Below are 25,451 nucleotides of genomic sequence, written 5' to 3' on the forward strand. Positions count from 1 at the left end.
TTGCATACGTTTGCATACGTTTGCATAAACAACACGCGTATACACGTAAATACGTACACACGTACACACATATATTACGATGGAAAATATGAACACTAAAAATGAAGAAACCACTAAGCCAGCAAGCCCATTGAAGCGATTGGCTGAGCTGATGGGCGTTCGCTCTAAATTCGTTGGATCAGACGGAGTTGAGCATCAAATTGCCGACAGCGTGCTTGTAAAAGTATTGCGCTCGCTATGTGTAGAAGCGCAAACCGATGAACAAATCGAAGAATCCACGCAAAAAATCCTTAACGAGCGTCACACTCGTTTAGTTGCGCCAACAGTTTTGCATACCGTTGGAAAAGAAAGCGAAGTAAGTGTAAATACAGGGATTTTGGAGTATCCTACTGCAAAGCTTGTTTTGGAAGATGGCAGCGAATACAAGGGTGATTTGCAGATTTTGCCCTCTAAAAACGACGTTGCAATCCCAGTAGACGGCAAGTTTGTAGCAACATCTTTGCTTAAGATTCCTGCAGACGTTCCAATGGGATACCACACTTTGCGCGTTAGTGTTGCGGATCGTGTGGAAGAGTCCACTCTTATTAGTGCGCCAGAAAGCATTGATACGATTGAAAAGCTAGAAAAAGACGGCAAGCAGATTTGGGGTTGGATGGCTCAGCTCTATTCAATTCGTTCGTCTAAGTCTTGGGGCGTAGGAGATTACGCCGATTTGGCTGATTTGCTTGTTAAAGCTAAGGAAAAGTCGGGAGCAGATTTTGTTCTTATAAATCCGCTTCATGCAGGCGAGCCAGTTGCCCCATTAACTCCGTCTCCATATTTGCCTGTTGCTAGGTCTATGGTAAACGTTACGTATATTCGCCCAGAAAGCATTCCAGAATATAATCTTCTTAGCGAGCAAGACCGCAAAAGTGTTGACGATTTGCATAGTCAAGTAGAGCCTCTTAATAACGATGCTCAAATTATTGACCGCGACGCAATGTGGCGTGTAAAAATGCATGCTTTGTGGATTATTTTTAAGTCGGGCATGCAATCCGCTCGCGCACAAGAGTTTGAAGCGTTTAAAAAAGATATGGGAGATACGCTTGAATCTTATGCAACTTGGTGCCTTTGCTACGATAAGTGGGGCGCTCCTAACGGCAGCGATTGCTGGGAGAAGCATCTTACTAAGGATTCCGATGAGATTAGCGCTTTAGCAAAGCAGTTCCCAGATACGCTAGAGTTTTATCGCTGGCTTGAATGGATTGCGTTTGGTCAGTTGCACGACGCGCAAATGGCGGCTAAAAAAGCAGGCATGCGCATTGGAATTATGTCGGATATGGCCGTTGGTGTGCATCCAGCAGGTTCCGAAGTTTGGTGGAATCCAGAGCGATTTGCCAATGGTGCTTGCGTTGGTGCTCCGCCTGATTACTTTAACCAGCAGGGTCAAAATTGGTCCCAGCCTCCGCTTAATCCGTTTGAGCTTGAGCGCACTGGTTTTAAGACCTATAGAGATATGGTTCACGGCATGTTTGCTTCTGCTGGAGCTGTGCGAATTGACCATATTCTTGGACTTTTCCGCCTTTGGTGGATTCCAGAAGGATCTACTCCAGGCGACGGCGCCTATGTTTACTACGATGCAAACGTTATGCTTGGCATTCTTGCGATTGAAGCCACGCGCGCTAATGGCGTTGTAGTTGGCGAAGACCTTGGCGTTGTGCCAGCCGAAGCCTTGGAAGTTTTGGCTAAAAACAAGGTTCTTGGCTGCACGGTTGAGTGGTTTGAGCAAAGAGACGGCGCGTTCCGCGAGCCTAAGAAGTGGCGCGAAATGACGCTTGCTTCTGTAAATACTCACGATTTGCCACCTGCCGCAGGGTACTTAAACTACGAGCACGTTAACATTCGCGAGCGTTTGAATCTTCTTTCGGGCTCCGTAGAAGAGTTCCGCGCTGATGCTGTTAAAGAGCATAATGCAATGCTTAAGATGCTTGTTTCTGGCGGATTCTTAAGCGAAAGTGTGCTAGAGGACGAATCGCAGCATGAGCAGGAGATTGTTGAAGCGTTGTATAAAGCGCTTAAAGCTGCTCCTTCTAAGCTGCTTGCTGCATCGATTGTTGATGCAACTGGCGAGCATAGAGCGCAAAATCAGCCTGGAACAAACAACGAATATCCAAATTGGCGCATTCCTTTGGCAGATGCCGATTGCAATCCTGTTCTTTTGGACGATTTGTTTGACTTGCCTAGAGTTAAGTCTTTAGCGCAAATCATGAATAAGTAGAGATAGATGCGTAAATAATTGCGGGCTGCAGCGTTTGTTTTTGACTTGCGAGCGTTGTAGTCCGCATTTGCATAACATTGTGGTCCGTGATGTAGTCCGCATTGTATGTAAAATAGAAATTTGCAAATAGTCGTCATATGGCGATATACTTGCAGATTGTTGTGTTTCCCTAAGGGGTCCTTCAAAGCGCTTTTCCCACTCGCCATCGAGGACTTTCAGGGAGCCCACGGATTATGAGTAGAGTATCTTCTATAAACCAAGAAGATATAAAGCTCGAAACACAATAGAGAAAAGGTACGATTGTGAAGACTTTCACACCGAAACCAGCAGATTTAACTCATGACTGGTACATTATCGACGCCACTGATGTGGTGCTTGGTCGTTTGGCTTCCCAGGTAGCTATTTTGCTTCGTGGTAAGAATAAGCCAACGTATGCTCCTCACGCTGATTCTGGCAATCACGTTATTATTATTAACGCAGATAAGATTGCTTTGACTGGCAATAAGTTGAGCAAGGAATTGTATTCCCACTCTGGCCGTCCAGGTGGACTTCGCCGCGATAGCTATGCTGAGCTTTTGGAGAAGAATCCAAAGCGCATCATCGTTTCCGCTGTTAAGGGAATGCTTCCAAAGAATCGTCTTGCTAAGGTTCAGCTTGATCGCCTTCGTGTGTTCACTGGCGCTGAGCATCCTCATATTTCGCAAAAGCCACAGGTCTTCGAGATCTCTCAGGTTAGCCAGCAGGCTAAGTGAATCGTAAGGAGAATATGATTATGGTAGATAACAACAACTCCGCGGTTCTTGAGAACGAAGAAGAACTGACTAGCTACACCACCGAAACCAACGCTGGCGCAGGCACTGGTACTTCCGCTATTGCTCCAGGCTATGGCACTGGTCGTCGTAAGGAAGCCGTTGCTCGTGTTCGCTTGGTTCCAGGTTCTGGTAAGTGGACTATTAATGGCCGCACTCTTGAGGAATACTTCCCATCTCGCTTATTGCAGCGCGAAGTTAATTCCCCAATCGTGCTTCTAAAGCTTGAAGGTAAGTTCGACGTTGTCGTTTTGGTAGACGGCGGCGGCACCACTGGTCAAGCAGGCGCAATTCGCTTGGGCGTTGCCCGCGCTTTGAATGCTATTGACCGCGATGCAAACCGTGCTTCCCTAAAGAAGGCTGGCTTCTTGACCCGCGACTCTCGTGTTGTGGAACGCAAGAAGGCTGGTTTGCACAAGGCACGTCGTGCACCTCAGTTCTCGAAGCGTTAAGCTGCGAAGAATTACAACTTCAATGGCTTCTGGCTTATGCTGGGAGCCATTTTTGTTTATGCGTAATCTAAATCAAGTTAAATGTTATTAATCGTTTGCAAGTTGTCTCTAAATCTAACATTCTAGAAAATTTTTCAGTAAATCGCACATAAATCATTACAAATAAGAACAAATAACTAACATTAGAGGATAAACCTCGCTCATAAATAGCGCAACTCGCTGCAAAGCCAAAATAGTACAGTAAATCAAGTAGATTGTGAACTGTATCACATACCAGCATTATGATGCGTCTTTCATAGAAGATTATGCATGTAAATGTTGATGTGCCAAAGCGTAGAAGTACGTAAGGAATCTAAAGATCGAGGAGGACCAGATGGCGCAGGCGCAAACAACGGCGCAAGAAAATGTGCTCGATGAAAAAGAGCAAGCGGCATTAGCTGCAAAACAAGAAGTTGATGAGTTAGCTAAAAAAGCAAAAGTCGCTTTAGATGAATTTGAAAAGTTAAATCAAACTCAGGTAGATAGAATCGTAGCAAAGGCCTCAATCGCAGCTTTAAACAAGCACTTAGTCTTGGCAAAAATGGCTGTTGAAGAAACAGGCCGAGGATTAGTGGAAGATAAGGCTACAAAAAACATCTTTGCATGCGAACATATTACGCATTATCTTGCAGGCCAGCGTACGGTTGGCATTATTAGAGAAGATGACGTTCTTGGAATCGACGAAATCGCTGAGCCAGTTGGCATTGTGGCGGGTGTTACACCAGTTACAAACCCAACTTCCACAGCCATTTTTAAGTCGTTAATCGCACTTAAAACTCGTTGCCCAATTATTTTTGGCTTCCATCCATTTGCTCAAAAGTGCTCTGCAGAAGCGGCTAGGATTGTGCGCGATGCAGCAATAGAAGCGGGCGCGCCAGAAAACTGCATTCAGTGGATTGAACACCCATCAATCGAAGCTACGGGAGCTTTGATGAAGCACCCAGACGTTGCAACAATTCTTGCAACGGGAGGCCCTGGAATGGTTAAGGCTGCTTATTCTTCGGGAAAGCCAGCATTGGGCGTTGGCGCAGGAAACGCTCCAGCATACGTTGATGCAGATGTAGATATTGAGCGCGCTGCAAACGATTTGGTACTTTCAAAGCATTTTGACTACGGCATGATTTGCGCAACCGAGCAGGCGATTATTGCACATAAAGATGTGTACAATGCTTTGAAGTTAGAATTAAAGCGCCGTAAAGCTTACTTTGTAAACGAAGAAGAAAAGGCAAAGCTTGAGCAATACATGTTTGGTTGCACGTCTTACAGCGGCCAGACTCCAAAGCTTAATTCTGTTGTTCCTGGAAGGTCGCCTCAATTTATTGCGCAGCAAGCAGGATTTGAGATTCCAGAAGATGCCGTGATTCTTATTGCCGAATGCAAAGAAGTTGGCGAGATGGAGCCGCTAACAATGGAAAAGTTGGCTCCTGTTCATGCTTTGCTTAAGGCAGATAGCAAAGAACAAGGCTTTGAAATGTGCGAGAAGATGCTTGTTCACGGAGCAGGCCACACTGCTGTAATTCACACCAATAATCAGCAGCTTGCTCGCGAATATGGCAGCCGCATGCACGCATGCCGAATCATTTGGAACTCCCCAGGATCTTTGGGCGGCGTTGGAGATATTTACAACGCAATTGCGCCTTCTTTAACTTTGGGATGCGGTTCTTATGGTGGAAACTCTGTTTCTGGAAACGTTCAAGCAGTCAATCTTATTAATATAAAGCGCATAGCGCGAAGGAATAACAATATGCAATGGTTCAAGATTCCGGCCAAAACGTATTTTGAGCCGAATGCTGTTCGTTATTTGCGTGACATGTATGGCATTGAGCGTGCCGTTATTGTGTGCGATAAAGTGATGGAACAGCTTGGGATTATAGACAAGGTGATTGATCAGCTTCGCGCTAGAGATAATCGCGTAACGTTTAGAATTATTGACTACGTTGAGCCAGAGCCAAGCGTTGAAACTGTTGAGCGCGGCGCGGAAATGATGCGTGAAGAGTTCCAGCCAGACACGATTATTGCTGTTGGCGGCGGTTCTCCAATGGACGCTGCAAAGATTATGTGGCTTCTTTACGAGCACCCAGAAATTTCCTTCGCAGATTTGCGCGAGAAGTTCTTTGATATTAGAAAGCGCGCGTTTAAGATTCCGCCTCTTGGTAAAAAGGCTTGCTTGATTTGCATGCCAACGTCTTCTGGAACAGGATCGGAAGTTACTCCGTTTGCTGTTATTACAGACCATAAGACTGGCTACAAGTACCCGATTACGGATTACGCGATTACGCCTTCGGTTGCAATTGTGGATCCTGTTTTGGCGCGTACTCAGCCTAGAAAACTTGCTTGCGATTCTGGTTTTGACGCTTTGACGCACTCTATGGAAGCCTTTGCATCTGTTTATGCTAACGACTTTACGGACGCAATGGCTTTGCATGCAGCAAAGTTGATTTGGGATAATCTTAACGATTCTGTGAATGCCGAAGATTCTGAGCGCAAGATTCAAGCGCAAGAGAAGATGCATAACGCAGCTACTATGGCTGGAATGGCGTTTGGCTCTGCGTTCCTTGGAATGTGCCACGCAATGGCGCATACAATCGGAGCTTTGTGCCACGTTGTGCACGGTCACACGAATGCAATTTTGCTGCCTTATGTAATTCGCTACAATGGTCAAATTCCACAAGAGCCTACAAGCTGGCCAAAGTACAATCGCTACATTGCTCCAGAGCGCTACCAGCAGCTTGCTAAGAATCTTGGCGTAGATCCTGGTAAAACTCCTCAGGAGGGCGTAGAGAATTTGGCGCGTGCTGTTGAAAACTACAGGGACAATCTTCTTAGCATGGATGCCTCGTTTAAGGCGTGCGGTGTGGATGAAGAATACTATTGGTCTTTGTTGGATCAGATCGGTATGCGTGCTTACGAAGATCAGTGCGCTCCTGCAAATCCGCGTATTCCTCAAATCGAAGATATGAAGGATATTGCGATTGCAGCATATTATGGCGTTTCTCAAGAAGAAGGTCATCGTATGCGTTTAGAGCGTGAATCTAAGTGATTATTGAGTAATTTATTGCATATTTAGTTATAAATGGCAGAGGCTGCACTAGCTGTAGTTTCTGCCATTTTTCGTTGGAAAATAGCCGACACGCCCGATTTTTGTTAATCCAAGGTTGATGGTTTAATTACTTAGTTGCCTGTTTTTAAGGCTCGCATATTGTAATTCAAAAAAGCGAGCGCAGAAGCAGAAATCGCAGTTTTTTGTTGATTTTTGTAGGCTGCGCACTGATGTGGAATGGCCTTTAGTGTCTATTCTCCCGGTGCCCTTTAATACAGGTTGGTAAACAGTAAACGAATCGCTAGAAAGGGCGGACGGCAATGGCGGGACAGAAAATCCGCATCAGGCTTAAGTCCTATGACCATGAGGTCATCGACCAATCGGCGAAGAAAATCGTCGAGACGGTGACGAACGCGGGCGCCACAGTAGTGGGTCCGGTTCCTCTGCCGACCGAGAAGAACGTGTTTGTTGTTATCCGTTCTCCTCACAAATATAAGGATTCTCGCGAGCATTTCGAGATGCGCACTCATAAGCGCCTCATTGACATCGTTGATCCAACGCCAAAGGCTGTGGATTCTTTGATGCACATTGACCTGCCTGCGGATGTAAATATCGAGATTAAGCTGTAGGAAGGGGGGTAAATAATGTCGCAAAATAAGAATCGCACTGCTTTGCTCGGCCGTAAGCTGGGCATGAGCCAGGTTTGGGATGAAAACGGCCTTTTTGTCCCCGTAACTCTGGTTGAGGTTGCTACCAACGTAGTTACCGCTGTTAAGACCGAAGAAACTGACGGTTATTGCGCCGTACAGCTCGGTTATGGCCAGATTGATCCTACCAAGGTTACCAAGCCATTGGCTGGTCACTTTGCAAAGGCTGGCGTGACTCCTCGTCGTCACCTCGCTGAGGTGCGCACTGAAAATGCAGCAGATTACAAGCCAGGTCAGGAATTGACCGCTGAGGTATTTGCTGAAGGTGCAGAAGTCGACGTAACGGGTACTACAAAGGGTAAAGGCTTTGCTGGCACAATCAAGCGTTGGGGCTTCAAGTCTTACCGTCGTACTCACGGCTCGCACAAGAATGAACGTCGTCCAGGTTCTGTGGGCGCATGTGCAACTCCAAGCCGCATTTTGAAGGGCAAGCGTATGGCTGGTCGCATGGGTCATGTGACTTCTACTGCGCTCAACCTCACAATCGTTTCTTCGGATGTTGAGAACGGTATTTTAGCTATCAAGGGTGCTATTCCAGGACCTAAGGGTGCTATCGTTCTAGTCCGTTCGGCAGTGAAGGGAGCCTGATTTAAATGGCAAACGTAACTCTGAACGTAACTGACACCAAGGGCAAGGCAAACGGCACTGTTGAAGCTCCTGCCGAGATTTTCGGCATCTCCAACGAAGACGTTTTGGCTCACGGCCCATTGGTTCATCAGGTCGTTATTGCTCAGCTTGCTGCTGCTCGCCAGGGTACTCACGCGGTTAAGAATCGCGCTAACGTATCTGGTGGCGGTAAGAAGCCATGGAAGCAAAAGGGCACTGGTCGTGCTCGTCAAGGCTCCATTCGCGCTCCACAGTGGGTGCATGGTGGCGTTGTACACGGTCCAGTTCCTCGCAAGTACGATCAGCGTACTCCAAAGAAGATGAAGGCAGCTGCTCTTCGTTATGCTCTTTCGGATCGTGCAAATGCTGGTCGCATTGCAATTGTGGACTTTGGCATTAAGGATGTTCCATCCACCAAGGCAGCTGTTGCAGCACTTACACCAGTAACTAAGGATCAGTTCACCACCGTTGTTCTCTCTCGCGAGAACATCAACGAGTGGATGTCTGTTCGTAACATTCCTACGGTGCATGTGATCTTCGCTGATCAGCTCAACACCTACGATGTCATCACCGCTCAGTACGTCGTCTTCTCCAAGGAAGGTTTCGAAGCCTTCGTTGCAGCTAAGACCGAGCCTGAAGTTAAGGAGGCCTGATTTAAATGGTCGCAGTCCATAACCCAGCACATGACATCATTTTAAAGCCTGTTGTTTCCGAAAAAAGCTATGCAGCTTCCGATTGTGGCCAGTACACCTTCGTTGTAGCTCCAGATGCTAATAAGGTTCAGATTAAGCAGGCTATCGAAGAGATCTTCAAGGTCAAGGTAACGAATGTTAATACCTTGAACCGCGCTGGCAAGCTTAAGCGCTCCCGCACCGGCTTCGGTCGTCGTGTGAATCAAAAGCGCGCTATTGTCACCGTGGCACAAGGCCAGACAATCGATATCTTTGGTAACTGAAGGCTAGCCGAGAAAAGTAAAGGAATACTACATTATGGCTATCCGCGTTTATAAGCCTACGACTGCAGGACGTCGTAACGCTTCGGTTTCGGACTTCTCCGAGATTACGCGTTCCACTCCTGAAAAGTCGTTGGTACGCAAACTCAGCAAAACTGGCGGTCGTAACTCTTACGGTCGCATGACTTCCCGCCATCGCGGCGGCGGACACAAGCGTCAGTATCGTCTCATTGACTTTAAGCGTTGGGACAAGGATGGCGTGCCAGCAAAGGTTGCTCACATTGAGTATGACCCTAATCGTTCCGCTCGCATCGCATTGTTGCATTATGCAGATGGTGAGAAGCGCTACATTATCGCTCCTGAAGGCATTTCCCAGGGAGATGTTATTGAGACTGGCGCCAAGGCTGATATTAAGCCAGGCAACAACTTGCCTCTTAAGAACATCCCAACTGGTACCGTGGTTCACGCAATCGAGCTTCGTCCACTTGGTGGCGCAAAGATTGCACGCTCCGCAGGTGCTGCCGTTCAGCTCGTAGCTAAGGATGGCGCTTACGTTCAGTTGCGTATGCCATCTGGCGAAATTCGTAACGTGGACGCTCGTTGCCGCGCTACAATCGGCGAGGTTGGCAACTCCGACCACGCTAATATCGAGCTTGGTAAGGCAGGTCGTGCTCGTTGGCTTGGTCGCAGGCCAATCACCCGAGGCGAATCTATGAACCCTGTTGATCACCCTCATGGTGGTCGTACCCGTGGTGGTAAACCACCTGTTTCTCCATGGGGCAAGGGCGAGGTTCGTACCCGCCGTCCGAAGAAGGCTTCGAACAAGATGATTGTTCGTCGTCGTCCGAATGGTAAGAACCGCAAGTAAGGGAGTGTCGAACAGATGACTCGTAGCATCAAGAAGGGCCCTTTCGTCGACGCCCACTTACAGAAGAAAGTCGATGAGCAAAACGACAAGGGCACGCATAACGTCATCAAGACGTGGTCGCGTCGTTCGATGATCACTCCTGATTTCATTGGACACACCTTTGCCGTACACGATGGCCGCAAGCATGTGCCGGTATTCGTTACCGAAGCAATGGTTGGTCATAAGCTCGGTGAATTCGCCCCAACCAAGACCTTCAAGGGTCATGTGAAGGACGACAAGAAAGCACGCCGCTAAAGGAGAGTTAGGACACATGGAAGCTAAAGCAATCGCTCGTCACGTACGTGTGACGCCGCGCAAGGCTCGCCGCATGGTCGACCTCATCCGAGGCAAGCGTGCAAGCGAAGCTATTACCATTTTGAAGTTTGCTCCTCAAGACGCATCGTTGCCGGTGCGCAAGGTTCTTGAAAGCGCGATCGCTAATGCTCGCGTTAAGGCCGAAAAGGCTGGAGAACCATTCCGCGAGCAAGACTTGGTCATCAAGGAAACTTATGTGGATGAGGGCGTAACGCTTAAGCGTTTCCGTGCTCGTGCACAGGGTCGCGCTGCGCGCATTAACAAGCGCACAAGCCATATCACTGTTATCGTCTCGCTTAAGGAAGGGGATCGCTAAAGATGGGTCAGAAGATCAATCCTTTCGGCTATCGCCTGGGCATTACCGAGAATCATCGCTCTAGGTGGTTCTCCGATTCTACTAAAGCCGGCGAGCGTTACCGTGACTTCGTCCTTGAGGATGACAAGATTCGCAAGGAAATGAGCCATGACCTCGAGCGTGCAGGCGTGTCCCGCATTGTTATCGAGCGTACCCGTGACCGCGTTCGTGTGGATATTCACACCGCTCGTCCAGGTATTATCATCGGTCGTCGTGGCGCAGAAGCCGAGCGTGTTCGTGCAAAGCTTGAGAAGCTCACTGGTAAGCAAGTACAGCTCAACATCTTTGAAGTAAAGAACGCTGCACTTGACGCTCAATTAGTTGCTCAGGGAATTGCGGAACAGTTGACTAACCGCGTTACATTCCGTCGCGCTATGCGTAAGGCACAGCAAGACGCAATGCGCGCAGGTGCCAAGGGTATCCGTATTAAGCTCTCTGGTCGCCTTGGTGGCGCCGAAATGAGCCGTTCTGAGTTCTACCGCGAAGGTCGCGTTCCACTGCAGACCTTGCGCGCCCTTATTGATTACGGCTTCTTTGAAGCTAAGACCACTTACGGCCGTATTGGCGTAAAGGTTTGGATTTACAAGGGCGATATGACTGAGCGTGAGTTCGAAGAGCAGCAGGCTCAGCAGGGTAAGCGTGAAGGTCGCCGTGGCGATCGTCGTCCACGTCGTGGCGCACGCTCTGCCAATCAGCAGAAGGCTACCGAGGCACAGGCCGAAAAGCCAGCCGAGGCTGTAGCTGCTGAAGCTCCTGCCGCAACGGAAACGAAGGAGTGAGCAGATGCTTATCCCAAAAAGGACTAAATATCGCAAGCAGCACCGTCCTACCCGTAGCGGCATGTCTAAGGGTGGAACCGCTATCGCTTTCGGCGATTTCGGTATTCAGGCGCTGGCTCCGGCGTACATCACTAACCGTCAGATCGAGGCAGCCCGTATCGCAATGACCCGCTATATTAAGCGTGGTGGTCGCGTGTGGATTACGGTTTTCCCTGATCGTCCATTAACCAAGCACCCGCTTGGTGCACGAATGGGTTCTGGTAAGGGCGCTCCAGAATTCTGGATTGCCAACATTCACCCAGGTCGTGTAATGTTCGAGATCGGTGGTGTTTCTGAGGACGTCGCTCGCGAGGCTTTGCGCCGCGCTATCGACAAGCTCCCAATGAAATGCCGTGTTATTGCGCGTGAAGGCGGTGACATCTGATGCCAGTCGGAACTGCAGACTACACCATCAAGAATTTAAACGAGAAGACTAATGCTGAAATTGAAGGCTTCTTAAAGAAGTCTAAGGAAGAGCTTTTTAACTTGCGCTTCCAGGCAGCAACTGGTCAACTTGAAAACAGCGCTCGCCTCAAGGCGGTCAAGCACGACATAGCCAGGATGTATACTGTCCTGCGTGAGCGTGAACTCGGCATCAGCCAAGAGCCTGGCGCCACTGAGGTCAAGGAGAAGTAAGCATGGCTGAGAACCAAGAGCGCAACTTCCGCAAGGTTCGTCGCGGCTACGTCGTGTCCGAGGCCATGGACAAGACGATTGCCGTGGAGTTGGAGCAGCGTTCGACACACCCACTTTACGGTAAAGTCGTCCGCTCCACCCGCAAGGTCAAGGCCCATGATGAACACAATGAGGCGCATATTGGCGACCTCGTGAGTATTATGGAAACTCGTCCTTTGAGCAAGACCAAGCGTTGGCGTCTCGACTCGATTATCGAGCGCGCCAAGTAAACAAGTTCAGCAAGGCTCCGCGCTTCACCTGTGCTGCTTATTTGAGCGGTACGGGTGAGCGGGGAGAACCAGCTCGACTAAGGAGAATCAATGATTCAGCAGGAAACGCGGCTTCATGTCGCCGACAACACGGGTGCTAAGGAATTGCTTGCCATCCGCGTGCTCGGTGGATCGAAGCGACGCTATGCCGGCATCGGCGACATTATCGTCGCCTCCGTTAAGGATGCTATTCCTGGCGGGTCGGTCAAGAAAGGCGACGTAGTTAAGGCTGTCGTCGTCCGTACTGTCAAGGAACATCGTCGTGTTGATGGTTCCTATATTAAGTTCGACGAGAACGCCGCTGTTATTCTCGGCTCTGGCCGTGAACCAAAGGGCACTCGTATCTTTGGACCAGTCGGTCGTGAATTGCGCGATAAGCGCTTCATGAAGATTGTGTCCCTCGCCCCGGAGGTGATCTGAGATGGTAGCCAAGATTAAGTCCGGCGACCAGGTAAAGGTTATCCGCGGCAAGGATCGCGGTAAGGAAGGCAAAGTACTTCGTGTACTCGCCGAAGACCGTTTGATCGTCGAGGGTGTTCAGGTTGTTAAGAAGCATGTGCGTGCTACCCAGCAGGGTCAGCAGGCAGGCATCGTCTCTGTTGAGGCTCCAATTCACCGTTCTAACGTTATGGTGATTGACCCAGAGACCAAGCAGCCAACCCGCGTGGGCGTGATTGTTAAGCAAGAAGCTCGCGACGGCAAGGTAAAGACCGTGCGCGTGCGTGTAGCTAAGAAGTCCGGAAAGGAGCTGGCATGACCGATACTACAGTTGAGGCGCCGGCAACTCCGCGCTTAAAGCAGCAATACAATGATCAAATCGTTCCAGCTTTGGAAAAGGAATTTGGCCACACTAATCCTATGCAGGTGGCTCGTTTGCAGAAGGTCGTCGTCTCTATGGGCGTTGGCGCTGCAGCTCGTGATTCCAAGCTCATCGAAGGTGCGATTAAGGATCTCACTTTGATTACTGGTCAGAAGCCAAAGGTTACCAAGGCTAAGAAGTCTGTTGCGCAGTTCCATTTGCGCGAAGGTCAGGCTATTGGCGCTTACGTAACTCTTCGCGGTGATCGTATGTGGGAGTTCTTGGATCGTTTGCTCACTCTGGCTCTGCCACGTATCCGCGATTTCCGTGGTATTAATGGCAACCAGTTCGACGGTCAGGGTAACTACAACTTCGGTCTTACGGAGCAGTCAATGTTCCACGAGATTGATCCTGATTCGATTGATCATCAGCGTGGTATGGACATCACCGTGGTGACCACCACCAAGGACGATGTGGAAGCGAAGTCGCTACTTAAGCACCTCGGTTTCCCATTCAAGGAGAACTGATATGGCAAAAACCGCTCTGAAAAACAAGGCGGCCGCTAAGCCGAAGTTCAAGGTGCGCGCTTATACGCGTTGCCAGGTTTGTGGTCGTCCTCACTCCGTGTATCGCAAGTTCGGTCTGTGCCGTGTATGCCTTCGTGAAAAGGCACATCGCGGTGAACTGCCGGGTGTTACGAAGTCCAGTTGGTAAATATCGACGCTGAAGGTCCACTGCTTTATTAATTAAAACAAACAGGCGGTGGAAACCACGGCGAGAAAGGGCGTTAGCCCAACATGACAATGACAGATCCTATCGCAGACATGTTGACACGTCTGCGTAATGCGAGCGCGGCAAAGCACGATATCGTGGAAATGCCGTACTCCAAGTTCAAGGCGAATATCGCCGAGATTCTTAAGCGCGAAGGCTATATTAAAGACTTCGCTGCTAAAGAAGCTAAGGTTGGACAGACTTTGGAAGTCACTTTAAAGTATGGCTCCAATGGTCAGCGTTCCATCCAGGGCATTAAGCGCATTTCTAAGCCAGGCTTGCGTCGTTACGCAAAGTCTGATTCTTTGCCTATGCCTCTTGGCGGTCTCGGTATCGCTATTATCTCGACCAGCTCGGGATTGTTGACTCAGAAGGAATGCCTCGATCGAGGCATTGGCGGCGAGATTGTCGCCTACGTATGGTGAGAAAGGAGAGCTGAAAATGGCATCGCATATTGGTAAGCTCCCCGTCGACATTCCTGCAGGCGTGGAAGTTAAGATTGAAGGTCAGTCCTTTAGCGCTAAGGGTGCTAAGGGCTCTGATTCCTATGTAATTCCAGAAGGTATTACCGCTGAAGTTGCTGATGGCAAGATTGTTTTGACCCCAGTTGACGATTTGCGTCCAACTCGTGCAAAGCACGGTTTGGCTCGCGCAATCGTGGCGTCTATGGTTAAGGGTGTGCACGAAGGCTACACCAAGACTCTAGACATTGTTGGAACTGGTTATCGTGCTGTAATGAAGGGCAAGGGCATTGAGTTCTCGCTCGGTTATTCGCACACCATTACCGTTCAGCCACCTGAGGGCATTGAGTTTGAATTGCCAAACGCAAATCAGGTAATCGTCAAGGGTACTGACAAGCAGGCCGTTGGTCAGGCTGCCGCTAACATTCGCAAGCTTCGTGCTCCAGAACCTTATAAGGGCAAGGGCATTAAGTACAGCGATGAGCGTATTTTGCGCAAGGCTGGAAAGGCTGGTAAGTGATATGAGCGTTAAGATTTTCGGTAAGGGTACCAAAGTCGCACGTTTGCGTCGTCACGCCCGTCTTCGTAAGCGCATTTCTGGTACTCCAGAGCGCCCACGTTTGGTAGTTTCTCGTTCTAACCGTCACATGGTTGCTCAGATTGTGGATGACACCAAGGGTCTTACCCTTGTAAGTGCTTCCACCTTGACTTCTGACTTCGCTGGTTTTACTGGTACGAAGACTGAAGCTGCTACCAAGGTTGGCGAGTTAATCGCAGCCAAGGCGAAGGAAGCGGGAATCACCGCTGTTATCTTCGATCGTGGCGGTAATAAGTATCATGGTCGCGTCGCAGCCGTAGCTGAAGGCGCCCGTCAGGGAGGTCTAGCACTGTGAGCGATAACGAAAAGGAAACCCAAGTGGCTGAAGAAACTCAGAACACTCAGGCATCCGCTGAGGAGCGTACCGACGATCGTCGTTCCCGTCGTTCTAAGGGCGAAGGTAAGCGTAGCGAGCGTCGTAACCGTCGTGAAGAAAACCGCGGCGAAGAGCTTTTGGATCGCGTAGTTACTATTAACCGTGTTTCCAAGACCCACAAGGGTGGTCGTACCTTTAGCTTTGCAGCACTTGTTGTTGTTGGCGACGGTAAGGGCACTGTTGGTGTTGGTTACGGTAAGTCTCGCGAAGTTCCAGCAGCTATCGCTAAGGGTCAGCTTGACGCTAAGAAGCACATGTTTACTGTTCCACGCATTCGTGGCACCGTTACCCACCCTGTGTTGGGTCACGATGCTGCTGGTACAGTTTTGCTTCGTCCAGCTGCTCCAGGTACTGGTGTAATCGCAGGTGGCGCTGTGCGTGCTGTTATGGAGTGCGCTGGCATTACCGATATCCTCACCAAGTCCATGGGCTCCGCAACCGCTGTTAACGTGGTTCGCGCTACTGTGGATGCTTTGAAGAAGCTTGAAGAGCCAGAAGAAATTTGCGCTCGTCGTGGACTTTCCCTCGAGGAAGTTGCACCAGACGCATTGCTTCGTGAGCGCGCTGCTGGCATTGCCGAAGCTCGCAAGGCTCGTGAAGAAGCTCAGGCTGCTAAGGCTGCCCAGGCAAAGGATGGTGAGTGATGGCTAACTTAAAGATCACTCTGGTGCACGGTTTGGTTCATTCCACCGAGCGTCAGCGCGCGAACGTTAAGACTCTTGGCCTTCACAAGATTGGCCAGAGCGTTGTTCGCGAGGACAATCCAGTCAATCGTGGCTTGGTTATGGCCGTTCGCCACTTGCTAAGCGTTGAGGAGGTTGACTGATTATGGCTAATGAAGAACCAATGTTGCACATGCACACGTTGCGTCCAGCTCCAGGAGCTAAGAAGGATCGCATCCGCGTGGGTCGTGGTGAAGGCTCTAAGGGTAAGACTTCGGGTCGTGGAGATAAAGGTACGAAGAAGCGTTACCAAGTTCGTCCAGGATTTGAAGGCGGCCAGCTTCCACTTTACATGCGCTTGCCTAAGCTTCGTGGCTTTAAGAGCCCATTCAAGAAGGAGTTCCAGGTTGTTAATGTTGCAGCCCTTGCAGAACTCTTCCCAAAGGGTGGCGAAGTCACTGTTGCTGATTTGGTAGTTAAGGGCGCTGTGCGTGATGGTTACCCAGTTAAGGTTTTGGGCGATGGCGATCTTAAGGTTGCTCTAACTCTTAAGGGAGTTAAGGCTTCTGCATCTGCTAAGGCCAAGATTGAAGCTGCTGGCGGCTCTGTTAGCGAAGAGTAGTAATACTCAGCTAATTAGTCGATTAGCTAATACGCAGTGATTTAACTGTTCAATAATCCCTCTAGCTTTAGGCTAGGGGGATTATTTATTACACAACTCACGGAACCATTGTTTCGGTATGTACCGTGATATAAACTATTGCCTCAGAGTTTGTTTTTTTACTGATGCGCCTAGATTGTAGCGCAAAAAAGGGAGGAAGACCCAGGTGAAAACGTTAATCCAGGCCTTCAAAACGAAGGAGCTGAGGAACAAGATCCTCTTCGTCTTCGCAATGATTATCATCTACAGGATTGGTTCTTTTATTCCAATTCCTGGAGTTGACTACAAAGTTATTCGAGCTTGCACCGCTAAGTTGGCTTCTTCTAGCGAGAACTTTATTGGTTTGGTGAACCTGTTCTCTGGCGGTTCTCTTTTGCAGCTTTCGATTTTTGCATTGGGCGTTATGCCATACATTACTGCGTCCATTGTTATTCAGCTGCTTAGAGTTGTAATTCCTCGATTTGAGGCTCTTCATAAAGAGGGTCAGTCTGGAGAAACAAAGCTCACTCAGTATACGCGTTATTTGACCATTGGCTTGGCTATTTTACAGTCCACCACCATTTTGGTTACAGCTCGTTCTGGTGCGTTATTCAACTATCAGTGCGGTCAGGTTATTCCAGACGGTTCTATGTGGAGCCTTATTGTAATGGTCTTAATCATGACTGGTGGCACTGGCCTCATAATGTGGATGGCAGAGCTTATTACCGATAAGGGTATTGGCCAAGGCATGTCTGTATTAATCTTTATGTCCATCTGCTCTGGATTCCTTCCAAAGTTGTGGGAAATTGGTTGGGGTACTAATGGTCTTAATGGAGATTGGACTAAGTTCTCCATTGTTGCTGGCGTTTTTCTTGTTATTCTTATCTTCGTTGACTTTGTGGAACTTGCACAGCGTAGAATCCCTGTTCAGTACACACGTCGAATGATTGGTAGAAAGATGTATGGTGGCTCTTCCACCTACTTGCCATTAAAGGTAAATATGAGTGGTGTTATTCCACCAATCTTTGCATCTTCTATTCTTGCTATTCCAACTCTTCTTGCTCAATTTGGAGACAGCAGCAAGGGCTGGGTGCGCTGGATTAATGCTAATTTAGCTAATTCCACTTCTGCTTGGTACATTGTTCTGTACACTGTTATGATTGTGTTCTTCTGCTTCTTCTACACCGAGATTACTTTTAATCCAGATGAAACTGCAGACAACATGAAGGAATACGGCGGCTTTATTCCTGGCATTCGTGCTGGTAGCGCTACAAGCCATTATCTTAGCTACGTTATGAACAGACTTAACACAGTTGGTGCTATCTACTTACTGTTTGTTGCTTTGATTCCAACAGTTCTGATTATGTCTTTGCACCTTAATATGAAGCTTCCATTTGGTGGTACAACAATTCTTATTATTGCAGGCGTTGGCTTGGATACTTTGCGCCAAGCTAAGGCTCAAACGGAGCAATTCCAGTATGCTGGATTCCTGTTTGATCACGGCAAAAATAAGCAGTCTGCTGTTGCTGCCAGCAAATAGGATTGTTACAAATAAGATTGTTAAGGTTTTGCAAGATTGCAATGGAGCATAAAACAAGGAGATTAATATGCGATTGCTAATTATGGGACCGCAAGGAGTAGGTAAGGGTACTCAGGCTGCTTTGCTTGCCGAGCATTACAATATTCCTGCTATTTCCACTGGCGACATTTTCCGTTACAACTTAAAGAATCAAACGGAGCTTGGAAAAAAGGTTCAAGGTTATCTCGATAAAGGTGAGCTTGTTCCAGATGAATTAACCAATAGCATTGTTAAGGATCGTCTTGCTCAAGATGATGCAAAGAATGGTTGGATTCTGGATGGCTATCCACGTAATGCTTCTCAGGTTAAGGCTCTTGATCTTATGCTTGAAGAGCTTGGAACTCCTTTGGATCATGTTGTTGCTCTTGAGGCGGAGCGTGAGGTTTTGCTTGAGCGCATGCAAAAGCGTGCTATTGAGCAGGGTCGTTCCGACGACACTCCAGAAGTGATTGCTAAGCGTTTGGAAACCTACGAGAAGGAAACAGCTCCATTGCTGGATATTTACGAAAGCCGTGGTCAGCTTGTTGAGGTTGATGGCGTTGGAGACATTGCCGAAATCAACAATCGCATAGTTGAATCTTTGGTATAAGAAAAATCTTTGTACTATAAATGCGTCCTTGCGACACGCCGAGTGTTGTATTGGGCGCATTTACTGTATCATAGAAGATTGGCGTGTCTTCGGATGCGCGAAGTAGTATGTCCAAGGAACGGAACGAGGCTCATGGCAAAAGACGGTGTGATTGAAGTCGAAGGCACGGTAGTGGAAGCACTGCCTAACGCGATGTTTCGCGTTCAGCTTGAGAACGAGCACATTGTACTAGCTACGATTTCGGGGAAAATGCGCAAGAATTACATTCGTATTCTTCCGCAAGATCGTGTTGTGCTGGAGATGAGTCCTTACGATTTGAACCGCGGACGTATTACGTACCGTTATAAGTAAAGGTACAAGCAAAGGAAAACCATGAAGGTCAGCCCTAGCGTGAAGAGGATCTGCGAAAACTGCCGCGTGATCCGCCGTCACGGTCGCGTCATGGTGATTTGCATCAACCCACGTCATAAGCAGCGTCAGGGCTGAGTGGATCTCCACCGCGAAGATAAAGGAATAAGGCGCTAAGTCGCAGCTTAAGCTGAACCCTGGGTGCGCAGGCCCAGGCCGCAATCAATTGCTATTATTGCGGGAGACTTGGTGCACGACCTGCGTAATAGTAAAGGAATTACAATGGCACGTCTTGCCGGAGTAGATATTCCCAATGAGAAGCGCATTGAGATTGCCCTCACCTATATTTTTGGTGTAGGTCGCACTCGCGCTAAGGAAACGCTTGCCGCGACCGGTGTTAATCCGGATACCCGCGTCAAGGATCTTACGGATGAACAGTTAATCACTTTGCGTGATTATCTTGAGGCCAACTACAAGATTGAAGGCGATTTGCGTCGTGAAATCGACGCCGACATCCGTCGTAAGATTCAGATCAACTGCTATCAAGGCCAGCGTCATCGCAAGGGTCTTCCTGTGCGTGGTCAGCGTACTAAGACTAATGCTCGTACCCGCAAGGGTCCAAAGCGTACTGTCGCCGGGAAGAAGAAGGCCACCCGATAGTCGGTGGTCGGCTCTAGGCCACGAGTTAATTCTCATCGCCTAGACATACCAACTAATTCGTCATAGGAAACGAGGGTCAATGGCAGCTGCAAAGCAAGCCTCGCGCAAGCCGCGTCGCCGGGACCGCAAGTCGGTACCGGTTGGGCAGGCGCATATTAAATCAACATTCAATAACACGATTATTTCCATCACCGATCCATCGGGTGCAGTCCTCTCTTGGGCTTCTGGTGGCGATGTCGGCTTTAAGGGTTCCCGTAAGTCGACTCCTTACGCTGCAGGTATGGCTGCTGAGTCTGCCGCTCGTAAGGCAATGGAACATGGCCTTAAAAAGGTCGACGTGTTTGTTAAGGGTCCAGGTTCCGGTCGTGAAACCGCTATCCGTTCCCTTCAGTCCGCGGGTCTTGAAGTCGGTTCTATTACCGACGTCACCCCACAAGCGCATAACGGCGTTCGCCCACCAAAGCGTCGCCGCGTCTGAGCACTCTTACGAATCCATCCATCCAACCCGCTTATGGGCGGCGAGTGCACCACCGACCAGAAGCTGAAAGGATACAAAAGTGCTTATCGCACAGCGTCCAACACTTACCGAGGAATCACTGAATCCCCAGCGTTCTCGCTTTACTATTGAGCCGTTGGAACCAGGTTTCGGATACACGCTCGGCAATTCGCTGCGTCGTACCCTGTTGAGCTCCATTCCAGGTGCGGCCGTTACTTCGGTACGCATCTCTGGCGCTCTTCATGAGTTCACGACTCTGCCAGGTGTTGAAGAGGATGTCACTGAAATCCTGCTGAACATCAAGGGTATCGTACTTACAAGTGAGTATGACGAGCCTGTAGTGATGTATCTACGCAAGAGCGGTAAAGGTGAAGCAACAGCTGGAGATATTACTCCTCCTGCTGGCGTCACTATTGCCAATCCACAGATGCATATCGCTACACTTGCTGAAGATGGCGAGCTCGAAATTGAGTTCACTGTGGAGCGTGGTCGTGGCTACGTGCCTGCTCAGATGAATAAGCAGGAAAACAGCGAAATCGGTCGCATTCCAGTGGATTCGATCTACTCGCCAGTTTTGAAGGTGAGCTATAAGGTCGAAGCTACCCGCGTGGAACAGCGCACGGACTTCGATAAGCTAATCCTGGATGTGGAAACCAAGCCAGCTATTACACCACGCGACGCAGTTGCGTCCGCAGGTTCGACTTTGGTTGAGCTTTTCGGTCTTTGCCGTGAGCTTAACGTCGATGCTGAGGGTGTTGAAGTTGGTCCAGCACCAGTCATGGAGGAAGCTGATTCCCAGATGGCTACTCCGATTGAGGATTTGAACCTTACGCAGCGCAGCTACAACTGCTTGAAGCGTGAGGGAATCCACACAGTCGGCGAGCTGGTAGTCCACACTGAGCAGGATTTGCTCGATATTCGTAATTTCGGCATGAAATCCATCGATGAGGTTAAAGAAAAGTTGCAATCCATGGGATTGTCTCTTAAGCCTTCACCGCTTGGCTTTGACGCCAATAATCTCGAAGGTGGCACGTTCTTCTCGCCAGAAGACGAGTAAACAACCACCGCAAATCGTCGCGGTTTTTGGATGTTCGGGTTTTTGCCCACCTGAATTCCGCGGCAATAAGGAGTAATAATGCCTACACCGAAACAAGGGCCTCGTCTGGCTTCTAGCCCAGCGCATGAGCGCCTGATGCTGGCCAATATGGCTACAAGCCTCTTCCAGCACGGTCGTATTGTGACTACTTTGCCAAAGGCAAAGCGTCTTCGTCCACTCGCTGAGCGTTTGGTAACATTCGCTAAGCGTGGCGATTTGCATTCGCGCCGCCGCGTGTTGCGCGTAATTCGCAATAAGTCCGTTGTTCACATGCTTTTCACTCAGATTGCTGAGCAGATGAAGCAGCGTGAAGGTGGCTATACTCGCATCGTTAAGATGGCCCCTCGTCGTGGTGACACTGCTCCACAGGCTATTATCGAGCTTGTTGTTGAGCCAGTAAGCCCAAAGAAGGCTGTTGTTAAGGAAGCTGAGTCCGCTACTAAGGTTGCAGCTAAAGAAGAAGCAGCTGAGTAGTTGAGATTAGCATCTTGATGCATCGGTAAGTAAATCTTTGGCGATTAATCGCCAGCATAAAGGTTTATTAAACGGGTTGGAGATTTCTCCAGCCCGTTTTTCTATATCTGACATATCTTTTCTATATCTGGTATCAACTACTATTGAACTATGTCAAATATTCTCGATTTAATGAATACCGATTTTACTAACTTTAAAGATCGAAAATTCAATGCCGTAGATTCGCTTATTTTATGCGAGTTGGCGTATGTTTGCATGCCTGAATCGATTCCAAAATATAATGACGATTCTAACGCAGTAGCAACCGTTCCTATAAGCGATTTGCTACGCGGCGAGGATTTTTCGGCAATGTTTAGCTCTGGTTCTACTAAGGTAGATGAGTTTCGCAAGAATCTACTTTTGGCGGTTGCAGCAAGCCCAAGGTATCGCGGTATGCGCGTTGGTGAGGTTCTTGAACGTTTTGACGAGTCGAATATTGATGACTCTTGCGAACAGCAATTTGCGGCTGTTACTTTTGATTTGACAGATTGCGTTGGCTCTAGCTGCTTTGTTGTTGCTTTTAGGGGAACAGACAACACGCTTGTTGGCTGGAAGGAAGACTTTAACATGGCGTTTCGCTGCCCAGTGCCCGCGCAGGAGTCGGCGGCGGAGTATTTGCACTCTATATCTAGGCGAGTGTGCAAGGATTCTTGCAAAAGTGGCGGTATTCGTAGGATTTTTAACAGTGTTGCGGATTATTTTGCGAATTTGTTTAATAAGAAGAACAATAGTGAAGACAGTTATTTAGATAAGAGTGATTTTAAGAATAGTGATTTAGATAAGATCAATCTAGAAAATAGCAGTGATTGCGATTTAAGTGATAATCCTCAAATATTTGTTGTGGGCCATTCAAAAGGCGGGAATATGGCTGCATATGCGGCAATGAGATTGGATGCGCAAGATCGAAGCCTTGGAAACCACATTAGTAAAATCTACTCAATGGACGGCCCTAGTTTTGGCTCGGACGTTGTTGATCCAAAGGTTTTTTCTCGCGTTGTTTCCAGAATCGAAAAAGTTGTGCCGCAATCAGCTTTTATTGGATTGATTATGGATACGGGAGTGCCGTATAAGGTTACAGTTGCCGATTCAATTGGATTAATGCAACATTTTGGTATGTATTGGCAAGTTAAAGATGGCGATTTTGACTACTGCGATTGTGTAACTCCGCGCGCGCTGGCCGTTTCTAAGGCTGCAAACGAGTGGATGATGAATTTGCCGTTTGAAGAGCGAAAGCGCAGAATTGACAGCGTTTACAGCATGTTTAGCAGTTTGGGGTACTCGACTTTCGACGAGATGTCTTCGCATTGGTCGGAGGTTGTTCCTAAATTATTGAAGATTGCAATGCATATGGATTCAAAAACACATGAGTTGATTCGTAGCGTTATGAGTGCTTTTGCGCTCGCTGGCGGTTCAGATAAGAAAAACTAGTGGAAGTCTGTTTGGAAGTCTGTTTGGAAAGGTTTTGAATGCGTCTTCGTTTAGATTTAGCGTATGATGGCGGCGATTTTTATGGTTGGGCAAAGCAGCCTACTTTGCGCACTGTTCAAGGTGTTTTGGAAGACGCATTGCATAAGGTTTTGCGCGTAAATAAAGATGATGCTAGCGAACCTTTGCGCCTTAGCGTTGCTGGCCGCACAGATACGGGCGTTCACGCATCTTACCAGGTTTGCCATTTAGACGTTTCGGAATTCGTTTTGCAAAATTGCGTTGGTCACACAAATCTTACGCCAGTAAAAGCCTTGGAATATAGGCTCTGTGGCGTTTTGCCTAAAGACATTTCAATTCACAGCGTAAGCATTGCGCCAAGCGGTTTTGATGCTCGTTTTTCTGCGTTGGATCGCACGTACGTGTATAGGATTAGCGATGCGGCGAATCGCGCTAATTTGGATCCGCGCATGCGTGGCTTTGTGTTGCAGCTTGACTACGATTTAAACGTTGATGCCATGAATCAGGCGGCGTCTTTGATTGTTGGTTTGCATGATTTTGGCTCTTTTGCGCGGCCAAATCCTGGTGGAACTACGATTCGCTGCGTTAAAAAGGCTGTTTGGAATCGTGTTTTCCAGGGGAGCTGTTTATCTAAATCAACTGGAAAAATTCCTAGCATTGAAAACGGTTTGCTTGAGTTTACTATTGTTGCAGACGCGTTTGCGCATAACATGGTTCGTTCGCTTGTTGGAGCGTGCGTGCAAGTTGGGTGTGCAAAGCGCTCAGTTGATTGGTTTAAAAATAAGATTGAAAATCCGATTAGAGAGGGCTCTACAGGGCCGATTGCAGCAAACGGTTTGACTTTGGAATATGTTGAATACCCTAAAGACGAGGAGCTTGCGGCGCGCGCAAACGCGATTCGCGCTAAGCGCACGATTGAGGAGCTTGGATGAGCTCAACGCGCCATGCGCTTGTATATTCTAGGGTTGTTTTACAATTGAAAAGTTGCGTTTCTTTTTGCATTTGCGTTTTGAGCATTTGCGTGTTGCGCAAAGGATGAATGTCCGAGCGGTCTAAGGAGCACGCCTCGAAAGCGTGTGAGGGCTACACCCTCCGCGAGTTCAAATCTCGCTTCATCCGCAAGCAGGGTTTCTAGCAAATCGCTAGAAACCCTTTTTACTTACGCGAGTGATATTTCCGCTTTATGTTGTTGATTTTGTGGTTTTGAGCTACATTCTCGGGAAAATCTTCCCGATTTTGTTGTTGATTTTGGCGTGTTGAGCAACATTTTCGGGAATATTGTGGCGTAAACGCGCTATATAAATCGTAGTGTGCTATTGTTCAAAAATCGTGGAAGAATCGCTAGGGTATCCATAAGAGTACGCGCTTATAATGTGCGAAATAGCAATGTCTGCAAGAATATCAATAAAATCTTGATTCGTTTTGCTAAAAATCTGATTATGATCCACATTCCCGTTTTTATCTGCTGGGAAAATCACCTGATTTAGCGCGTCTAGTTCGCCTCGTGCGCAATCCATGTATGCTATTGCGACTATTGGAAGATCTTTTTCGCTAGCTTCGTCTTTTGCAACACCAGAGTCCAGATTTTTTTGCGGTATTTCGTACACTTTTTGTCGCAGGTCTTTGCCGTTTGAAGCAAAGTGCATGAGTGTGTTTGCAATCGTAGCTGTAATATCGCTTTGGCGTAGTGAAACGTTATCAACATCTTTTGCTGCTAAAGTCTGCAGCATAAAAGCGAGTTTATCTTGTTCTAATGCCGCTTTTGCAAGTGGGTCGTGATTCCAATATAAATGCAAGTCTTTTGTGTTATTTGAAAAGTCGTACAATTTTTTGTAAACGTTTGATTCCATTTGATTTGCGATTTTAATCGCGTTGGCACTTGATTCTGCACTTTGACGTAAATTAACCAACTTCCAAGTATTTTGCGCGCTAAAAACAACTCCTTGTGCAAATCGACTATTGCATTGCGTTGCAACGTTTTTCCAAGAGTGAGCAGCATTTTGCAAGTCTTTGCTAGTTGCAGTTTTGCCCTTTTTATCTACGATTTTTTGATTAGTTTTTGCGCTTTGCAGAACTTTGTAGCAAGCATTGTTATTTTTAGCAGAATGAACAGCAGTGTTATTGAATTGCCTAGATCCAGAACATGCGCTAAAAATCAGCGTAGTAGCAATAAGCATTGCAGCTGTTAAAAAGTACTTTTTTCCGCGCATTTATAA

General features: G+C 48.1%; 36 protein-coding genes and 1 tRNA gene. 36 read left to right on the forward strand and 1 reads right to left on the reverse strand.

What is annotated here, in order from left to right; all coding sequences use genetic code 11:
• Window positions 1-88: 88 nt before the first annotated feature.
• The 36 genes from malQ (at window position 89) to HMPREF3216_RS02840 (ending at window position 24,354) form a co-directional block, all read left to right on the forward strand.
• Complete coding sequence (malQ, locus tag HMPREF3216_RS02670; RefSeq protein ID WP_060786829.1) at window positions 89-2,257, forward strand: 4-alpha-glucanotransferase; 2,169 nt, start codon at window positions 89-91, stop codon at window positions 2,255-2,257.
• Window positions 2,258-2,559: 302 nt separating this feature from the next.
• Window positions 2,560-3,009 carry a 50S ribosomal protein L13 gene (rplM, locus tag HMPREF3216_RS02675; protein ID WP_060786830.1) on the forward strand — a complete coding sequence of 150 codons (450 nt, stop codon included), beginning with the start codon at window positions 2,560-2,562 and terminating at the stop codon, window positions 3,007-3,009.
• A gap of 20 nt (window positions 3,010-3,029) precedes the next feature.
• Entirely contained in the window at window positions 3,030-3,518 is a 489-nt protein-coding gene (gene rpsI, locus HMPREF3216_RS02680) for a 30S ribosomal protein S9 (protein ID WP_060786867.1), read from the forward strand.
• A gap of 373 nt (window positions 3,519-3,891) precedes the next feature.
• Window positions 3,892-6,597, forward strand: coding sequence for a bifunctional acetaldehyde-CoA/alcohol dehydrogenase (gene adhE, locus HMPREF3216_RS02685; protein ID WP_060786831.1), 2,706 nt, complete (start codon window positions 3,892-3,894; stop codon window positions 6,595-6,597).
• Window positions 6,598-6,917: 320 nt separating this feature from the next.
• Window positions 6,918-7,226 carry a 30S ribosomal protein S10 gene (rpsJ, locus tag HMPREF3216_RS02690; protein WP_003808013.1) on the forward strand — a complete coding sequence of 103 codons (309 nt, stop codon included), beginning with the start codon at window positions 6,918-6,920 and terminating at the stop codon, window positions 7,224-7,226.
• A 15-nt stretch (window positions 7,227-7,241) separates the two neighbouring features.
• On the forward strand, window positions 7,242-7,892 hold the full coding sequence (gene rplC / locus HMPREF3216_RS02695) for a 50S ribosomal protein L3 (protein WP_004116043.1): 651 nt from the start codon (window positions 7,242-7,244) through the stop codon (window positions 7,890-7,892).
• Between the two features lie 5 nt (window positions 7,893-7,897).
• A complete protein-coding gene (gene rplD / locus HMPREF3216_RS02700) occupies window positions 7,898-8,563 on the forward strand; it encodes a 50S ribosomal protein L4 (protein ID WP_060786832.1) in 666 nt (221 codons plus the stop codon).
• 5 nt (window positions 8,564-8,568) lie between these two features.
• The gene (gene rplW, locus HMPREF3216_RS02705) at window positions 8,569-8,865 is read left to right on the forward strand and encodes a 50S ribosomal protein L23 (protein ID WP_060786833.1); all 297 of its coding nucleotides are present in this window, start codon (window positions 8,569-8,571) and stop codon (window positions 8,863-8,865) included.
• Window positions 8,866-8,899: 34 nt separating this feature from the next.
• Window positions 8,900-9,730, forward strand: a complete 831-nt coding sequence (gene rplB, locus HMPREF3216_RS02710) for a 50S ribosomal protein L2 (RefSeq protein WP_060786834.1) — start codon at window positions 8,900-8,902, stop codon at window positions 9,728-9,730.
• Between the two features lie 15 nt (window positions 9,731-9,745).
• The gene (gene rpsS / locus HMPREF3216_RS02715; RefSeq protein WP_004114357.1) at window positions 9,746-10,024 is read left to right on the forward strand and encodes a 30S ribosomal protein S19; all 279 of its coding nucleotides are present in this window, start codon (window positions 9,746-9,748) and stop codon (window positions 10,022-10,024) included.
• A 16-nt stretch (window positions 10,025-10,040) separates the two neighbouring features.
• The gene (gene rplV / locus HMPREF3216_RS02720; RefSeq protein WP_004114358.1) at window positions 10,041-10,400 is read left to right on the forward strand and encodes a 50S ribosomal protein L22; all 360 of its coding nucleotides are present in this window, start codon (window positions 10,041-10,043) and stop codon (window positions 10,398-10,400) included.
• Window positions 10,401-10,402: 2 nt separating this feature from the next.
• Window positions 10,403-11,218, forward strand: a complete 816-nt coding sequence (gene rpsC / locus HMPREF3216_RS02725; protein WP_004131698.1) for a 30S ribosomal protein S3 — start codon at window positions 10,403-10,405, stop codon at window positions 11,216-11,218.
• Between the two features lie 4 nt (window positions 11,219-11,222).
• A complete protein-coding gene (gene rplP, locus HMPREF3216_RS02730) occupies window positions 11,223-11,642 on the forward strand; it encodes a 50S ribosomal protein L16 (RefSeq protein WP_004114362.1) in 420 nt (139 codons plus the stop codon).
• Entirely contained in the window at window positions 11,642-11,893 is a 252-nt protein-coding gene (rpmC, locus tag HMPREF3216_RS02735) for a 50S ribosomal protein L29 (RefSeq protein ID WP_004129054.1), read from the forward strand. Before rplP ends, rpmC begins: the two co-directional genes overlap by 1 nt.
• A 2-nt stretch (window positions 11,894-11,895) precedes the next feature.
• Window positions 11,896-12,162: a 30S ribosomal protein S17 gene (gene rpsQ / locus HMPREF3216_RS02740; RefSeq protein ID WP_004114365.1), complete on the forward strand. Its 267-nt coding sequence runs from the start codon at window positions 11,896-11,898 to the stop codon at window positions 12,160-12,162.
• A 90-nt stretch (window positions 12,163-12,252) separates the two neighbouring features.
• Window positions 12,253-12,621, forward strand: coding sequence for a 50S ribosomal protein L14 (gene rplN, locus HMPREF3216_RS02745; RefSeq protein WP_004114366.1), 369 nt, complete (start codon window positions 12,253-12,255; stop codon window positions 12,619-12,621).
• A 1-nt stretch (window position 12,622) separates the two neighbouring features.
• Window positions 12,623-12,958, forward strand: a complete 336-nt coding sequence (gene rplX, locus HMPREF3216_RS02750; RefSeq protein WP_004114367.1) for a 50S ribosomal protein L24 — start codon at window positions 12,623-12,625, stop codon at window positions 12,956-12,958.
• Window positions 12,955-13,527 (forward strand): 50S ribosomal protein L5, encoded by a 573-nt coding sequence (gene rplE / locus HMPREF3216_RS02755; protein WP_004114368.1) that lies wholly within the window; start codon window positions 12,955-12,957, stop codon window positions 13,525-13,527. The genes rplX and rplE overlap by 4 nt, the downstream gene beginning before the upstream one ends.
• A gap of 1 nt (window position 13,528) precedes the next feature.
• Window positions 13,529-13,714 (forward strand): type Z 30S ribosomal protein S14, encoded by a 186-nt coding sequence (locus HMPREF3216_RS02760; RefSeq protein WP_004114370.1) that lies wholly within the window; start codon window positions 13,529-13,531, stop codon window positions 13,712-13,714.
• Window positions 13,715-13,797: 83 nt separating this feature from the next.
• Complete coding sequence (gene rpsH, locus HMPREF3216_RS02765) at window positions 13,798-14,196, forward strand: 30S ribosomal protein S8 (RefSeq protein WP_004131699.1); 399 nt, start codon at window positions 13,798-13,800, stop codon at window positions 14,194-14,196.
• 16 nt (window positions 14,197-14,212) lie between these two features.
• Window positions 14,213-14,752, forward strand: a complete 540-nt coding sequence (gene rplF / locus HMPREF3216_RS02770) for a 50S ribosomal protein L6 (RefSeq protein ID WP_060786835.1) — start codon at window positions 14,213-14,215, stop codon at window positions 14,750-14,752.
• 1 nt (window position 14,753) lies between these two features.
• Window positions 14,754-15,125 carry a 50S ribosomal protein L18 gene (rplR, locus tag HMPREF3216_RS02775; RefSeq protein WP_004114376.1) on the forward strand — a complete coding sequence of 124 codons (372 nt, stop codon included), beginning with the start codon at window positions 14,754-14,756 and terminating at the stop codon, window positions 15,123-15,125.
• Complete coding sequence (gene rpsE, locus HMPREF3216_RS02780; RefSeq protein WP_060786836.1) at window positions 15,122-15,850, forward strand: 30S ribosomal protein S5; 729 nt, start codon at window positions 15,122-15,124, stop codon at window positions 15,848-15,850. Before rplR ends, rpsE begins: the two co-directional genes overlap by 4 nt.
• Window positions 15,850-16,032 (forward strand): 50S ribosomal protein L30, encoded by a 183-nt coding sequence (gene rpmD / locus HMPREF3216_RS02785; protein ID WP_060786837.1) that lies wholly within the window; start codon window positions 15,850-15,852, stop codon window positions 16,030-16,032. Before rpsE ends, rpmD begins: the two co-directional genes overlap by 1 nt.
• A gap of 2 nt (window positions 16,033-16,034) precedes the next feature.
• Window positions 16,035-16,490: a 50S ribosomal protein L15 gene (gene rplO, locus HMPREF3216_RS02790; protein WP_004131703.1), complete on the forward strand. Its 456-nt coding sequence runs from the start codon at window positions 16,035-16,037 to the stop codon at window positions 16,488-16,490.
• 205 nt (window positions 16,491-16,695) lie between these two features.
• Window positions 16,696-18,048, forward strand: coding sequence for a preprotein translocase subunit SecY (gene secY, locus HMPREF3216_RS02795; RefSeq protein ID WP_060786838.1), 1,353 nt, complete (start codon window positions 16,696-16,698; stop codon window positions 18,046-18,048).
• A 67-nt stretch (window positions 18,049-18,115) separates the two neighbouring features.
• Window positions 18,116-18,676 carry an adenylate kinase gene (locus HMPREF3216_RS02800; protein WP_060786839.1) on the forward strand — a complete coding sequence of 187 codons (561 nt, stop codon included), beginning with the start codon at window positions 18,116-18,118 and terminating at the stop codon, window positions 18,674-18,676.
• A gap of 132 nt (window positions 18,677-18,808) precedes the next feature.
• Complete coding sequence (infA, locus tag HMPREF3216_RS02805) at window positions 18,809-19,027, forward strand: translation initiation factor IF-1 (RefSeq protein WP_004105485.1); 219 nt, start codon at window positions 18,809-18,811, stop codon at window positions 19,025-19,027.
• A gap of 21 nt (window positions 19,028-19,048) precedes the next feature.
• Window positions 19,049-19,162 carry a 50S ribosomal protein L36 gene (rpmJ, locus tag HMPREF3216_RS06140; protein WP_003842636.1) on the forward strand — a complete coding sequence of 38 codons (114 nt, stop codon included), beginning with the start codon at window positions 19,049-19,051 and terminating at the stop codon, window positions 19,160-19,162.
• Between the two features lie 144 nt (window positions 19,163-19,306).
• Window positions 19,307-19,684, forward strand: a complete 378-nt coding sequence (gene rpsM / locus HMPREF3216_RS02810; RefSeq protein WP_004105472.1) for a 30S ribosomal protein S13 — start codon at window positions 19,307-19,309, stop codon at window positions 19,682-19,684.
• Between the two features lie 79 nt (window positions 19,685-19,763).
• Window positions 19,764-20,162, forward strand: a complete 399-nt coding sequence (gene rpsK, locus HMPREF3216_RS02815) for a 30S ribosomal protein S11 (RefSeq protein WP_004105468.1) — start codon at window positions 19,764-19,766, stop codon at window positions 20,160-20,162.
• 79 nt (window positions 20,163-20,241) lie between these two features.
• Window positions 20,242-21,237, forward strand: a complete 996-nt coding sequence (locus tag HMPREF3216_RS02820; RefSeq protein WP_060786840.1) for a DNA-directed RNA polymerase subunit alpha — start codon at window positions 20,242-20,244, stop codon at window positions 21,235-21,237.
• Between the two features lie 78 nt (window positions 21,238-21,315).
• Window positions 21,316-21,750: a 50S ribosomal protein L17 gene (gene rplQ / locus HMPREF3216_RS02825; RefSeq protein ID WP_004131707.1), complete on the forward strand. Its 435-nt coding sequence runs from the start codon at window positions 21,316-21,318 to the stop codon at window positions 21,748-21,750.
• A gap of 150 nt (window positions 21,751-21,900) precedes the next feature.
• Window positions 21,901-23,217 carry an Mbeg1-like protein gene (locus tag HMPREF3216_RS02830; RefSeq protein WP_060786841.1) on the forward strand — a complete coding sequence of 439 codons (1,317 nt, stop codon included), beginning with the start codon at window positions 21,901-21,903 and terminating at the stop codon, window positions 23,215-23,217.
• A 38-nt stretch (window positions 23,218-23,255) separates the two neighbouring features.
• Window positions 23,256-24,167, forward strand: a complete 912-nt coding sequence (gene truA / locus HMPREF3216_RS02835; RefSeq protein WP_060786842.1) for a tRNA pseudouridine(38-40) synthase TruA — start codon at window positions 23,256-23,258, stop codon at window positions 24,165-24,167.
• Window positions 24,168-24,268: 101 nt separating this feature from the next.
• Window positions 24,269-24,354: transfer RNA gene (locus HMPREF3216_RS02840), tRNA-Ser, on the forward strand.
• Between the two features lie 194 nt (window positions 24,355-24,548).
• Here HMPREF3216_RS02840 and HMPREF3216_RS02845 read toward each other — a convergent pair.
• Entirely contained in the window at window positions 24,549-25,445 is an 897-nt protein-coding gene (locus HMPREF3216_RS02845; protein ID WP_081090935.1) for a hypothetical protein, read from the reverse strand.
• Window positions 25,446-25,451: the final 6 nt, after the last annotated feature.

This window comes from Gardnerella vaginalis (assembly GCF_001546455.1).
Lineage (GTDB): Bacteria > Actinomycetota > Actinomycetes > Actinomycetales > Bifidobacteriaceae > Bifidobacterium > Bifidobacterium vaginale_B.